Genomic DNA, 14,880 nt, shown 5'->3' on the forward strand with positions numbered 1-14,880 from the left:
CGTTCAGCGTATTCGAGGCATAAACCACTGCCCAAGTTGATCATCGACGTCTGTGGCGTAATCTAACACATCTTGCCTCGATGGCGCGGGATTTGACGCATAGAAGGTGTTCCACAAATTCCGAATGGCGCTGAGGTGTACGCGACTGTTCACTGCCCCCTTCGGGATCCCTCGCAAATTTTCGAGCGAATGAATCTCGTCTGGCGAAAAGAGGCCCGGGTACCGCCTGAGGACTTGCTGCTCAATAGCATGATGCACCCAGACGTTTCCTTGCGTGCCCGGGTTCGCATTGTAAAACGTCTGACGGTAGTCCGTGTTTCCGGCTGCATTTCCAACCGTCGCAAGCTGGCGGATCGGGATAAGCGAACCAAAATCTGGCTCGTCGTTACAACCAACACCTGTGACGGGGTAGTTGTGCGTCAGAACGGGAACCGTCCCGGCCACTACATAGTAGGTATGGTCGGTGTCGACGGTGAGGTTGTAGACGCGGCGGACTTCGCTCCAGGACCGCGTGGCGGTGACGGTGGCGTCGCGGTGGTCGGCGGTTTGGAGTTTGTGGCCGGGTTTGAGGTCGATGGCTTTCGACCAGCGTTTGTCGGTGGCGTCCCAGAAGGGATGCTCGTCGGTGGCGACGACGGTGCCCGTCCCGGTGTCGGACTGCACTGTGATCTCTACGAGAGTGCGCTTGCTCTCGTGAGATCGGACGTTGGTGACGTCGCGGCCTTCGGTCTTGCCGGCCGTCAGGTCAGAGGCTGTAACCTCATCGCCGACCTTGAGCTGGTCGATTGGTTTGGTGGTGCCGTCGGCCATGAGGACCGGTGTGCCTGCGATGAAGCTGTTGGTGCAGGACGTTGGGAGGTCTGCTCCGCCGCCACAGGTCCAGATGCTCAACTGCCGAGTGCCGTCGGGGCGTAGTTGACCGCCGGAGTGGCACGAGTCGTCCAATGAGGTATTGCCGGTCGGCAACCAACTCGTGTCCGATCCGGGTAGTTGTGTTGTGGTGTTGTCGAAGAGCGGGTCGCTGTCCGTGGTTTGGGTCGCGTTGTCGGCATAGTGCGACGTTGGGTCATCGATGGTTGTGCCGGTGTCCGTGGACACAACGGTGTCTGGGCGCGGGGTGGTGTTGACGCCGGGGTCTGGGCGGGGTGTTGCTCGCTCGATGTTGAGCAGCCACAGCGGTGGTGGCGGGGGCGGAGGTGTGACGCCGTGAGGTGGCTGGCCGCATCGTGGACAGCCATCGCCGTTCGGTGATCCATCGCCACCGGGTAGTCCGCCGCCACCTGGCGATCCCCCATTGTCAGACGATCTGTGTGGGTTGCGCTTGAGGTCGAGTTCCGAACTGACCAGGAGAGCGGCGAAAACTCGATCCTTTTTGGCCTGTTGCCGCAGATCGTATTGGATCGCCATAGGACAGAGGGTGCCGTCAGGAAGCTGCATCTGGTCTGCGCAACCGCGGGCCAGGGTGTCGTCGCCGTTGAGGAACATGATGGCCGAGCCGATGATCGTGCCGCGTACTCCGAGCTTGGTGGCGATCCTGCCTGTGGTACACGTGACCTCGAGCACGAGCGATCTCGAACCCTTTGGTGCCCCGCAGTTGAGGTGACCGGTGGGGTCGGTGTTGCCCAGGGGGTTCGCGCCGCCGTAGGTGTAGCGGTTGGCGGCGGTGGAAGGGGTCGGGGCAAGGGTCCAGGTGTCGCGGCTGGTGAAGTTGCCGGTCGCTGGGGTGTACCAGCGAGCGTGCATGTTGACCGCGCCCGTACTCGGTTCGGTCCACTCTCCTTGGTAGCCGACGCTGGGCTGGTCGCCCGACGAGGAAGTGACCGCACCGAAGGGATCGTAGGTGCGTTGCGCGTAGGTGCTGGAGCCGCGGAAGGTACCGACCACGTCGCCGTGTTGGTCTGCGTAGAGCAGCTTGGCCGTACCGGTCGAGCCGATCGCCTTGTCAGACAAGGGGTCTCCAGCAAGACCACGGCTGATCAGGCGACTGCCATCCGAAACGACGTCGTTGTCGAGAGAGCCATAGTTGAACGACGTGGCGCCGCGCTGGGCCACGCGGCCGAGGCTGTCATAGGTGTAGGTGTTGCCGTCTTTGACCATTTGGTCGAAGGCGTCGAAGCTCGGCACACGAGTACCTGCGGTGGCCAGCGTTCCGCGAGGTGTGTAGGTGTACTGGGTGGCACCGTCGGTGACGAGCTGGTTGCGGTCGTTGTAGGTGAAGGTCTGGGAACCGGCACGGGTGCGGTTGCCGGCGTTGTCCCACTGGTAACCGGTAGTGCCGGTTGGGGCGGTCCAGCTGGTGAGCCGGTTCGCGCCGTCGTAGCTGTAGGTGTTGGCCGTTGGCCGGTTGTCGGCGATGGTGGTCTTGCTTGTGACGTTGTCGTCGCGGTCGTAGCCGTACTCGGTACCGAGAGCGGTTCGGGTCCACGGACCGGTGGGATCGAACTCGGTGACCTTGTCCGAGGTCAACCGGCCCAGCGGGTCGTATGTGTAGAGCCGTTTAACGTACCTCTCGGCGCCGTGTTCGGCGGTGTAGGTGAGTTGCCCCGCTGTGTTGTAGGTGTAGTCGACGGTCCGCCCGGACAAGCCGTCCGCAATGGACAGTGGACGGCCCGCAAGGTCGTAGGTGAAGGTGGCTGTGCCGGAGGTGTCGGCGCGGGTCGCGACGCGGCTGTCCGCGGAATAGGTGAAGGTGGCGTCACCCGAAGGACCGCGAATGGTGAGTAGATTGCCTCGGTCGTCGTGGGTCAACGCCGTGGGACCGGTCGGTGTGCCAAAGCTGGTCACGTGACCAGCCGGGTCGTAGCCAAAGGTTTTGTCCGCGGTGGGTGCTTCAGCTCCGCTGCCGTGTTGCGCGGTCATCCGGCCTTGGTCGTCATAGTCGGCGGTGACAATGACTCCGCCTGGAGCGGTTGTCCGGATCGATTGGCCTGCCGCGTCGTACGCCGCGGTCCACGTGGCACCGCCGGGTTCGATAGTGGATTCGGGCAGACCCCAAGGGGTGTAGGTGTAGACGGTTGGGTGGTTGTTGCCGTCGATGAACTGAGTGCGGTTGCCTGCGGCGTCGTAGCCGAAGGTGGTGTGGATGGTGGTACTGGTGTCGACCGTCTCGTCTTGGCGCACGACGCGGTTGGCTGGGTCGTAACGGAAGGCGGCGACTCGTCCCTCGGGGGAGGTGGCGTCGAGCAGGTTGTCGGCCGGGTCGTAGGTCCGTTGCCAGCGGCGTTGCTCGACCGGTGGGTTGCCGGTCGATTGGGTAGTGGTGACTGGTCGTCCGAGGAGGTCGTAGCCGGTGCGGGTGGTGAGCCCGGCCGGGTCGGTGACGCTGGCCTGGCGGCCGACGATGTCGTAGTCGTACGAGGTGGTGCGGCCGGTCGGGTCGGTGCTGGTCAGCGGCTGGCCCGCGGCGTTGTAGGTGGCCCGGGTCTCGGCTCCGCCCGGTGTGGTCACCGACGTGAGATTGTCCGCGTCGTCGTAGCCGTACTTGGTGATGAAGTACGTGGTCTGTGGCTGGCGTTCCACCGCGCTGTCGGTGATCTTGCGGCCAAGGTCATCGTATGTGGACAGTCGGGTGGCGCCGGTCGGGTCGGTGACTGAAAGAACCTCGCCGGCCCGGTCGTACCCGATCGTCGTGGTGGATGGACTGGCGCCGACCTTGGGCAGGGTCTCAGAGCGAACGCGCCCGTACGGGTCGTAGTCGCGTCGGGTGATCCGGCCGAGGGGGTCCGTGATGGCGGTGGGGTTGCCAAGGGTGTCGTACTCGACGTGAGCCGTCGCGCGAATGACCGCACCGCCCGGCGGCGTGTAGTCAGGCAATTGGCTTGAGGTGGCCCGGCCGGCCGCGTCGTAGCCAGTGGTCGCCAACGCTCCGTTGGGGTCACGGAAGTGGGTCCGCTCGCCGAAGGTGTTGTAACCGAACGAGCTGACGGGCCGGACATTGGTCTGGCGCTGTCCACCTACCCACGTCTCCTGCTCGGGTCCGGTCTCGGTGAGCAGGTGACCGTAGCCGTCGTAGGTGTAGTTGGTGGTCATACGCCGGCGGTTGGCCTGTTCGATGACCAAGCCGCGCTCGTCGCGGATATAAGTGTCGCTGAGCAGGTCGCCTGGCGTGAGCGCGATATCTGCCCGTAGCAACGCCCCATTCGCGTCGTAGCCGTAGCTGATGCTCTCAGTGCGGTTGGGGTCAGCGGCACCGGTGTGGTTCTCGGTGCGGACAAGGCCGTCGGGGTCACGCTGGTAACTGGTGGTGCGCTTGAGACCGGCTGGGTCGACGGTCACCGCACCCGGATAGCCGGCGGCGTCCACAGTGGAAGCGACGACCCGGCCGCCCGCGCCGGTCAGCTTCACCACGTTGCCGGCAGGGTCGTACTCACGTTGCTCGGTCAGCACCCCGGAACGGGTGACGGTGGCGAGCAGATCGTCGTCGTAGTAGGTGTACTGGGTTTCCCGGCCCATCGCGTCGCGGGTCGCGGCGAGCCTCCCGGCCGCGTCGTAGTTCCTGATCTCCAGGACCAGCACGGTGGAGGAGGGGTCCTGAGGATCCACCCCTGGGCCGTTCGCGACCCGGCGGAGCAACCGGCCCCGCGAATCCGTGATGTCCGTCCATGTGGTGCCCTTGGGATCGGTGACGCGCGTTTCCTGCCCGGCGTTCCGGTACTCGCGGGTCTCCCGGCCGCCATCCGGCCGGATGGTCGTGACGAGCTGGTCGTGTTCGTTGTACTCGAGCGTGGTGGTGCGAGGCGGGTCGGCGCCCGCGGTGTCGGTCAGGGTGGTCTGGGTGGTGTTGCCGTTGGCGTCGTAGCCGTACTTAGTCGTCAACCGGTGGGCGGACCCAGACAGCGAGTTGGTGACCGTCGAGCCGGTCTCGGTGTCCACTTGGGATCGAGCGGTGTATGTGGTGGTCGTGGTGTTGAACACCGCACCAGTGGCCGACATCACCTTCTCGGCGGTCCTCCGGCCGATCCCGTCGTAGTCCCAACGGGTCCGCAGCCCGGTCGGTGCGGTCGTCTCGGCCAGGTCGCCGTTGGCGCGATACATGTTCCGGGTGGTCTGGCCGGCCCTCTTACCGGTGTGCTCGGTCAGGAGTCCGGCCGGGACCGTCCCACCACCATCCGCGGACTCTGTTCCTGTTGAATAGCGCCAGGTCTCGGTCGGGTTGGCCGCGGCGCCGGTGGGCCGTGGGTAGGTGGTCGCTGTGAGCCGGCCCAACGTGTCATAGGTGTACGTGGTGCGGTACGTGGGATCGTCCTGTGCTATGGAACGCGCGTCAGAATCGCTCAGTTTGCGGTCATTGCGTGGATCCAGCGGATTCGCTGCGTTGAGGAAGTAGGACGAGTACGCGGTGTGGCAGGAACCCGGTGCCCGGCATGTGCTGCGGGACAACACATTGCCGCGAGCATCTGTGGTGAAGGTGGACTTGTGACCGATCTCGTCGGTCTCGTCGGACAAGAATCCTGCCGTGTTGTAGCCGTAGCGGCGGGTCTTCTCGTCGTGTGTCGACGCGGTGAGCCGCCCACCGTGATCCGCGTCGTACTCGTAGGACCAATCCGGATACGGCCCGTGCAGGGTGACCTTTCGCGTTGCCTCGTTACGGACGGGGTTCTCCAGCCGCCACTCTCGGCCGTCGTGGTCGGTGTACGTGGCCACCCGGTCGTTGATGTTGTCGTAGGTCAGGGTCGCGGCGACCCGGTCGTTCTGTGGCAGCGTGACCTTTGTGAGTACGTCGACCTGCTGGCGTGCCGTGTAGTGCGCTACGACCGCCGGTGCGCCGAGCGGATGCCGGTAGATGGCGAGTTCGTCGATGCTGCCGGCGAAGTAGTAGTCGCCGTTGTTGCCGGACGCCCAGCCGACGGTCTTGCCAGTACCGACGACAAGGTTCGTCATCTCATCGTGGTCGATGACGCCGGTGATCTTGTCCGGCTGGGCCGTTCCGTCCAGGTACAGCGTCTGGGTGTTGATCGCCGCGGAAAGTACGACGTGATGCCACTGTCCGTCGTTGACCCGGTTCTGTGAGGAGATCTGCCGCGGCCCACTGGGTTGGGGCACCGAGAAACCGCCGCGCAGATATCCGTCCTGACCGACGTACAACACGGGGTTCCACTGGTTGCTCGCGGTGCCGAACGGTTTGTCGGCGTAGCTGGCCAGTACACCGCCTGCGGTGGTGCGGAACCACAGCTCCATTGACAGCGACATGGTCGGGCTGGTCAGTTTCGCTGGCAGGTCTATTCGGCTTGCCTGGCCGTCGAACGCTGCGGATCCGTCGACGGTGCCGGTCAATGCGCCCTGACCACCCAATGCGACGCCGGTATAGGTGCCGCGGTCGGCGTCCGGCGTGCGCGCGGTGGCGCTGTTCGCTCCCAAGCCGCCGTTCGACTCACCAAACCGGTAGTAGACGCGCGGATTGTCGTCGAGTACGACCGAGCGATAGTGGGATCCAGCTTGGTAGTTGTACCGCGTGCAGTTCGGCGCAGGGCCAGGATCGCAGACGCTGGCCAGCTTGTGCCCGTCGTAGCTGTAGTCCCATCGCAGCGCTGGAGCCCCGGCCATGGGCGGATCGGTCTGCACGCTCGTGATGTGGCCGCCGGTCCAGGTCAGGAACAGGCGCCGTCCGCTGGTCCGGTTGAGCAGACTGCGTGGTGTGCCGCCGGGGCCGGCGACGTCGTACTCGAGCTCCTCCACCAAGCCGCTCGGGTCCGTGATCGTGCGCAGCCGGCCCCATGGGTTGAACTGCCAGCTTCCACCGGTCACATCACGCAGCGTGTAGTAGCCGGTGCTGGTGTCCAGAACCAGAGTGAGGTTCTGCCCTGCGGGTGGCGCGTAGCCGCCGTCGCTGTTGCGGCCGAACCGCATCTGCCGGCCTGACGGCAGCGTGACCACCACATTGCCCGACCCGTCGGCGTCCTCCCGCAGTTCTGTGTCCAAACGCGACACCCAGCCTTGCCCGAACGCGTTGCTGGTTCGCGGATCCAAACTGTTGTAGCCGCGGGTGATCGTCAGATCCGGGCCTACCGTTGGCACATCGGCATCGGTGTCGGCAATGCCGAAGTTGCCCACCTGCGGATCCAGCCCTGGCGCCGCGGCCCCCTGCGGCGTCCCGCCCAGATGCGAGGTGATCTCCGGCTGCGGCACTTGGGTAGTCAACGCCAACGGTCCGGCGAATGGTCCGGCATTCACCGTGTCATGGGCTCGCACCCACCAGTAGTAGGTCGTGCTCCATCGCAAGCGTCCCACCGGCGGCGTCCAGGTGGCGTTCGTCCATCCTGACTCAACACAGTTGACCGGCGCGTCCGATGGTCCGTCGCAGAGCCGGAAGTTGTATCGCAGGCCCTGGTTAGGCCAGTTGTCCGTGTCAACGCCCTCCGCGTACAGCGTCGGGGTGAGCGAGTCCACGGACGCGCCACTGCCGGGCTGCTCGACGTTGACGCTGGGCGGTACGTTCTCGACCTTCATGGCGAACGCGCCGTACGGAACGCCGTACGTCGGCTGATAGTCGGAGTTGCCGTCGTACATGGTCAGGAAGACCTGATAGTCACCTGGCGTCAGCGGCCCCATCGGTACATCCATCACCACGGAGCCGTTCGGCTCGACATTGCGGGGCACGTCGAACTTCGGTGAAACCTGCCGGACCGTATTGCCCTGTTTGACAATGAAACCGAACCGGTGCGGGCCTCCTGGCGTCCACGTAGCCGACCCGCGGTTGGTCACCGTCGCCTGGATCCGACCGTTCGCGGTGTTGGTCGGCAGAGTCACCTCGTTCACGTAGTACGAGGCGCCCTGTGGGGTGTACGTGACGTCCAGGTACGGAACGGAGTTTCCACCCGCGTCGGCTGAGGCGAATCGCTTGAACCCGTTGCTGTTGCCTTCGTCAGCGGCCCGCACGGACAATCCGTAGAACGGCGATCCGTGCGTCCAGTCGGTGACCACATCCGCGGGCAGGCCGAAGGCCTCATACGCCGCCGCGCAACCTGGTTTGCCGTGGGCGAACGACTTCTGTGTCAGATGCTGGCCCAGTGGCGCTCCTGGCCACGTCGTCAACGTCGAACCAGTCCACTGCGCGCCGACCGCGAACACATCCACGGGGGCAGGTGTGCACGAAGCACTATCCACATTGTACATAACCAGTGCGGCGCCGTTGATGTACTGGTTGCGTAACTGGCTGGCCAGCCCAGGGAAATGCAAGTACGCTGCGGAGATCCCGGCGCTGCCCTCCTTGCCGATCTTGAGCTGGATGTCACCCGAGCGGTTCGCGGCCGAACCGCTGGTCACATAGGTGTCATCGAGGTCGGTGTTGATCTGGATCGACGGATCCACGACGACCGGGAACGCGCGATCTTTGGCGCGCAACCATGCCGGGTCGACGCTCACGCGCAATGTCCACTGGTCTTTGGCTTGCGTGACTTGATAGCTGACATCCCGGGATTCCGCGCCGTGAGCGTCCTGCATCCACCCCGCGGGCATCGCCGCTCGCACAACGCCATCAGACCCGGCGAACCGCACATCCCCGGTCGCGGTATCGACACTCGGCACCAGCCCGTTGGTGCTCAGGTCGAAGTCGAACACCGTCGGCGCGCCCGCCGAATGGAGCACGATGTCCTCTTTGGTCCCAGTGGCCGTCGCCCTCAGCGTGAGATCAGTGTCAGGCAACACCTGCGGATACGTGATCTGGTTATCCGACCGGCGTGCCGTTATCCGCGACGCGCCACGCAACCCGAGCGACAATCCATGTGCGGCGTCCACGTTGACGCTCTGCACCTCGTGATCGGCCTGCGCGCCGAAACTGACCGGGTAAGGACCTGACTTTGGGGCCGAGCGGCCGTCTGCGCCGGTGGACAGTCCAAGGTCGACAGGTGTCCAACTGCCATCTGGACGCCGAGCGTTCACCGGCCGGTCGAACAGGCGTCGAGTGAACGTTCCGTCCGGGTTACGGAAGACCTGCGCGTTTGCGTCCCGCTGAGCGGGATCCTCCACGCTGGCCTTGGCGTCGAACCCAGGCTTCGCCATCCCTTCCGGCCGCAGGGGGACGTCCTTGAGCACACCAGGCTTCGCCGGCTCGTGCCCGTCTATCGCCGGTGTGTTCACCCGATCCGACACCGCACCTGCTGGCCGGGCGGCCGATCGCGGCGGGCTGCCCAGCCGAGTCCTCGTGTCCGGGGCAGGACCAAGCCCCTCCGCGGATCCTGTTTCCTGCCTCGGCGCCGTTGCCGAGCCTCCCAGCAACCCAGGAGGACCCGCCTGCGCCAATGCCGGAACCTCCACCATCGGTCCGACAACCACCAGCGCCATCACCACGGCCAACATCCGACGCGCAGCAGTCACTGCCGCCCCTCCCCGGGCTACAACCACACGGCTGGCAACCGGCGACCTCCAACCAACCCCCGCGGGCCTGGCTGTCTGACGAAGTCACCGACTGTGAAAACAGCTCACACAATGCCTCCCTGCCGGGAAAAAAGTCACTCCACCAAACGGATCAACCGCAGAAGCAGCGGCATCATCGGCGATGGCACTTCCGGCGGACCACCGACAATGACCGCCGGAGGGCGACGGGGTTTGCGCCTTGTCCCCCAACTGGGCCACGGATGTATGCATCACAGGTCCGGAAGATCTACGCGAAATCTCCGCTGTCAACGATCCACTCGCTCCAGGGAAGAACGAATGCGATCAGGTATCGCGGCACCGTCGCGCACATCCTCACCGCCAATGTTCAGTTGCGGCAAGGCAGGACACTTGTCAGCAACAGAGCTGAACACAGGGGCTCGCAAGTGTCGGTGGCGAAGTTGGCTCGACACGATCGGTGAGCACATCATCAGGTTCCGGCAAGACGCGCAGGCGACCACCATCTGCGGTCTGCGCCATTCGCCAAGGGAAGCATGCCCAATGTGTGCCGAAGCGTCCTGTGAGCTCAGTTGTGCCGGGTAGACCCTGGCGACAGGCAAAGGCTTCGTGGGCAAGCACTTCTGCTATTGCGACACCACGCGACAGGACCTCGGGCGGTCCTGAGGTTCCCTCGGTAGCTCGGAGACTTTCAAGCATGGTCCGATAGGGCTTGAAGGGAGTCATCTGTGGCAGCACCGAAGAAGTACCCTGACGAGCTGAGGGCTCGAGCGGTCCGGTTGTATCGGGAGTCGGATCCCAAGCCGGTGATCCGCCGGCTGGCCGAGCAGCTCGGGGTGCATCACGAAGCACTGCGCAACTGGATCCGGCAGGATGAGGCCGACCGCGGTGAGCGCGACGACAGGCCCACGACCAGCGAGTCGGAGGAGCTGCGTAGGCTTCGGCGGGAGAACGCGGAACTTAAGCGCGCCAACGAGATCCTCAAGGCGGCGAGTGCTTTTTTCGCCTCGGAACTCGACCCGACCCGGCGACGGTCGTGACGCTCGTGCAGCAGCTTCGCGGCCGCTTCGGGGTCGAGCCCATCCTCTGGGTCCTCGGTATCGCCTCCTCCACCTACTACGGCTGGGTCCAGCGGCAGGCCAGCCCGTCACAGCGCCGACGTGACGACGAGGAGCTGGTCGCCGAGATCGTGGACATCCACACCACCTCCGGTGGCACCTACGGCAGCCCGCGGGTGCACGCCACACTGCGCCGCCGCGGGATCCGGGTGTCGCGCAAGCGGGTCGAGCGGCTGATGCGCAGCCACGAGCTGCGGGGCGCGTTCCTGCGCAAGAAGTGGCGAACACCCTCGACCCGCTGCGATCCACGAGCGGTGCCGGCGCCGGACCTGGTCAACCGGGACTTCACCGCCCCGGCCCCGGACCGGCTGTGGGTCGCCGACGCCACTCGCATCCCCACCGGCGAAGGTGTGTTCTGGCTGGCCGCGGTCCGCGACGCCTATTCCAACCGGATCGTGGGCTGGAAGACCAGCGACCGCTGCGACACCAGTCTCGTGCTCGGTGCCCTGGAATACGGCATCTGGTCACGCGACGTCCGTGACGGGCAGCTGATCCACCACAGCGACCGCGGCTCGACCTACACCTCCATCCGCTTCGCGCAACGCTTGGCGGACAACGGAATCCTGCCGTCGATGGGCTCGGTCGGCGACTCCTACGACAACGCGCTGATGGAGAACTTCTTCTCCACACTGAAGATCGAGCTGGTGTACCGCAACTCGTGGCGCACCCGCGACGAGGCCGAGAACGCGATCTTCAGCTACATCGACGGCTGGTACAACACCCAACGCATCCAGCAACAGCTCGGCTGGCTCAGCCCCGACGAGTACGAGGCCGCCCGGCACGCCGGTCAACCCGAGCCATCTATCATCCCTGCATCCCAACCGGAGCCAGGTAACCAATCCTCCGAGTTTTCGGAGGAACCTCACGAGCGGGTAGAGCCTTTTCCCGGCAGGTTCGCCTGGGACAGATACGCGGTCGCGCGGCGCAGGACCTCGTTCTCCTGCTCGAGCAGCTTGATCCGCTTGCGCGCCTCACGCAGCTCAGCCGAGTCACCGCGGCTCACACCAGGCTTGGCGCCCTCGTCGATCTCGGCCTGGCGCAGCCACTTGAACAACGTCATCGGTTGGACCCCGAAGTCCTTGCGATCTGCTCGACGGTCACGCCGGGCTCACGGTCACGGGCGACTCGCACGACATCGTCGCGGAACTCCTGAGGGTAGGGCTTGGGCACGGCAACATCCTCCCAGCTCACCATCACGGCAAGCCAACTCAGATGTCACCAATCCATGCAGCAGACCCGACCGTGGCCCGCCGTAGTGACTCGCCCACGACGTTGGTAGCTGGAATTGAAGTCCCGAACAGCTGGCTGGCCAACTTGGCCACCTCAGCACGTTGTGCAGCCCGACTACCTGGGCCAGCTAGCGTCGCACTTGTGCCAACGCACTGAAGCTGTTGTGTACCAACGGCTCCGCGTAGACGGCGGATGAGCATGGCGACGTCTGCGCCTTGTCTGCCGCGGTGGGTGTGCAGCTCGTCGAACACGAGGAACGACAGGTTCGCAGCGCTCGTGATGAGGCTGCGACCCTCACGAGGGCGCGTAAGCATCAGGTCCGACATGACGTAGTTGGTCAGCAGGATGTCCGGCGGGCTTGCCAGGATCGCGTCTCGCTCCGCATGGGTTTCCTGACCGGTGTACCGCTGGAACGTGACTTTGGGCTTGTCCTTGCCGAGGACTTCTCCAGCTCACCAAGCTGACTGTTGGCCAAGGCGTTCATCGGATAGACGACGATTGCCCGTACCCCTCGACCGGTGCCTTCTCGCAGGATCCTGTCGACTATGGGCACGATGTAAGCCATCGACTTGCCTGATCCGGTACCGGTGGTGAGCACATACGACTCCCGGCGCGCCGCTATCTCGATGGCGTCACGTTGGTGCTGGCGGAAGGAAAGTTCACGACCAAATGGATCTTCGACCGGCCTATGTCGAAAGAATCTCGCGGCATCCTGGATGTAGGAGGCCTTCGTCAACGAGGTCGGACACCGACCCACCGGGTTCGAACGCTGGGTTGAGTGCGAGCCAAGGTTCGGGCCACATCAGCCCATTGGTGATCTCGTGCTGGACCTTCTGTAGGACATCTGGGTCGCGAATGTTGAGAAAGCCCTGGACAAACGACTTGTAGTCGTCCAGTACATCGCTTAACACGCCAAACGCGTCCACATGTTCCCCTTGGTCTGACCAGCACGCAAAGCCAGATGACGCTACGTAGCCGTTGGGGGGAGAGCGATGTGTACGACGGAGGGCGAATGGAAAGCAGTCCGTTATCTCTTTGAAAAGGTGCAGAAGCGGTGGGTGTCCGGTGAACCGTTCTCGTCGATCTGTGATCATGAAAATGCGAACACTGTATCGTCGGTCTCGTGTGGACTGTTTCAAGTTCTTCAACGACCACCGTGCTGTCCAGAGTGTCCTGATTCTTTCGGGTGATGCTGCACGGGTTCGATTGCGATCAACCCGGATGTCTGGGAGTCTGGCGGGCTGCTTGGTGCGAGAGTGCTCGATGTTCTTGTGAGACTGTCGAGACGGGCAGTACGCGTGAGTTACGGAACGACTAATTACTTGCCTCTGAAAAAGTGAGTTTGGTTTGGGACGTCAACATCGAGTCAAGCCTGGCCCAGAACCAGATCATCCTTGTGGGACTGTGATTAGGTGGTTCGGGCTGCTGCCAGGGCGGTGATCTTGACGAGGTTGTGGGCGAGGATGCCGTGTCCGCACCAGATGGTGGTGCGGTCGCGGCCGTCCAGGCGGGTGCGGTCCCATCCGTAGCGGTGTTTGAGGTGACTGATGCGTCCTTCGCAGCCGGTGCGCCACTTGACCAGCTTGCGGAACGACGGACGGCGTTCGTGGTGTTGCCGGGCGGGTGCGGTCTTGCCTTTGCGAGGGATGGCAACGGTTTTCACACCGAGGTCGAGCAGTTGGTTCTCCACCGACGCTTCGCCGTAGCCGCGATCAGCGGTCACGGCGCGGGGTGTGTTGCCGGTGCGGCGCCGCACGCGCCGTACGGCCGACACGAGTTGGGGTGCGTCGGCCGGGTTGCCTTGTTCGAGGGTGTAGTCGAGCACCACGCCGTCCTGGTTGTCCAGGACTTGGGCCTTGTAGCCGAACTCCACCGGCTTGCCCAGGCGTCCCTTGGCGATCGGGCGGGCATCGGGGTCGTGCAGGCTGACCAGTCGGGTGGCCGAGTCAGGCGTGTCCCCGGCCGGTCGAACCCGCGTCTGGGCCACGATGCGCCCGGTGCGTTCGATCGTGGTGGCCAGCTCGTCGATCGCGCGACGCAGCCGCCCCCCGGCGCGGCCGGTGGCCGCGCGTGTTGTCCGGCGGGCGTTGCGCAGTACCGCTGCCGCGTCGCGGGCGGTCCGTGTGGCCAGGTCGGCCAACTCGCCGGTGATCCGCCGGACGGTGGCCTGAGCCTGCTCGCGGGCCTGCGCGCCGCGAAGCCGGAGTTTCGAGGCGATGGTCCGCACCCGTCGCCCCGCGGCGCGTGACCGGTCCCGAAACGGTGTCCGGGTAGCGCCACCAGCGGCCTTGATCCGCCGCACTGCACCGGCGATCTTGTTCACCGCGCGGGCCAGCAGCCCGGTGTCGGTGGGGTAGTTAACGTTGGCCGACACCACGGTGGTGTCGGCGCGGACTTTTCCCGTCTTCACCAGCTTCACGGCGTTCGCTTTGGTCAGCGCCGCCTCGTTGAGCGCCTCGACCGCGGCCTCGCCGCACCGGGTTGTGATCTTCATCAGAGTGGTCGGGTGCGGCAGCGGGTCGTCGATGTTCAGCTGGCAGAACCGCCGCCAGGAGATCGAGTCGGACACCTCGGCGCACGACGACTCATAGCCCAACTGGTAGCGGTGCTTGAGGAACATCAACCGCAGGTAGGTCTCCATCGGCACACTCGGCCGCCCCATCCGCGCACTGAAGTACGGCACGAACGGGGCGAAGAACCGCTCATCGTCCAGCCACGCGTCCACCCGCTCCAGCTCCGCCGGGAGCCGTAAACACACCTCCGGCAACACCGACTCCCACAGCGACGGCTGCTCGCTCCGTGTCCGTAACATCAGCAGGTTCCCTTGAAGCACAACGACTTTCCCTCATGCTCCTATGCGGATCGGTCCGACCAGCGCTGACACGCCGACCAGGCCGATCACTTTTCAGGGGCAAGTAATTAGACACGTTGGGCGGTGGTATCTAACCGACGATTGAGAGGCTCGTGCTTCTTGGAAACAAGCAGGCCTCGCCCATCCTCGAGGCGTCCGCCGCCAGCGGGTCCGCAAGATCACACAGGCGCTGTTTGGCTCACCGGAGGTGGGCCCAGCTGACTGATTCGTCAATGGTCAACTCCTCGGCGGACAACCACCGGTCCGTCGATGGACCGACCACAATCCGTTTGTCCGCATGAATGCCTGTGTAGGCACAGCATGCCGTGGACCGCATCGAAACCGTAACGACCG

4 protein-coding genes and 1 pseudogene are annotated in these 14,880 nt (G+C 64.6%); 2 read left to right on the forward strand and 3 right to left on the reverse strand.

Translation table 11 applies throughout. From position 1 onward, the window contains the following. Positions 1–3 precede the first annotated feature (3 nt). Positions 4–9,087 (reverse strand): LamG-like jellyroll fold domain-containing protein, encoded by a 9,084-nt coding sequence (locus tag AB0J95_RS31355; protein ID WP_364765799.1) that lies wholly within the window; start codon positions 9,085–9,087, stop codon positions 4–6. Positions 9,088–10,055: 968 nt separating this feature from the next. Here AB0J95_RS31355 and AB0J95_RS31360 point away from each other — a divergent pair. Both AB0J95_RS31360 and AB0J95_RS31365 read left to right on the forward strand, forming a co-directional pair. Beyond that, a complete protein-coding gene (locus AB0J95_RS31360) occupies positions 10,056–10,367 on the forward strand; it encodes a transposase (protein WP_090053759.1) in 312 nt (103 codons plus the stop codon). After that, the gene (locus AB0J95_RS31365; RefSeq protein WP_364765801.1) at positions 10,364–11,701 is read left to right on the forward strand and encodes an IS3 family transposase; all 1,338 of its coding nucleotides are present in this window, start codon (positions 10,364–10,366) and stop codon (positions 11,699–11,701) included. Before AB0J95_RS31360 ends, AB0J95_RS31365 begins: the two co-directional genes overlap by 4 nt. On the opposite strand, the pseudogene AB0J95_RS31370 reads toward AB0J95_RS31365, so the two are convergent. Both AB0J95_RS31370 and AB0J95_RS31375 read right to left on the reverse strand, forming a co-directional pair. Then, positions 11,654–12,432 (reverse strand): annotated as a pseudogene (locus AB0J95_RS31370) (DEAD/DEAH box helicase). The gene AB0J95_RS31365 and the pseudogene AB0J95_RS31370 sit on opposite strands and share 48 nt — an antisense overlap. A 651-nt stretch (positions 12,433–13,083) precedes the next feature. After that, positions 13,084–14,487: an ISNCY family transposase gene (locus AB0J95_RS31375; RefSeq protein ID WP_364765803.1), complete on the reverse strand. Its 1,404-nt coding sequence runs from the start codon at positions 14,485–14,487 to the stop codon at positions 13,084–13,086. Positions 14,488–14,880 lie beyond the last annotated feature (393 nt).

It is taken from the genome of Actinocrispum sp. NPDC049592, from assembly GCF_040675465.1.
Classification (GTDB): Bacteria; Actinomycetota; Actinomycetes; order Mycobacteriales; family Pseudonocardiaceae; genus Kibdelosporangium.

Coding starts and splice junctions, on each gene's coding strand:
- AB0J95_RS31375 (WP_364765803.1), bottom strand. CDS start 14,487: ATGTTACGGACACGGAGCGAGCAGCCGTCGCTGTGGGAGTCGGTGTTG.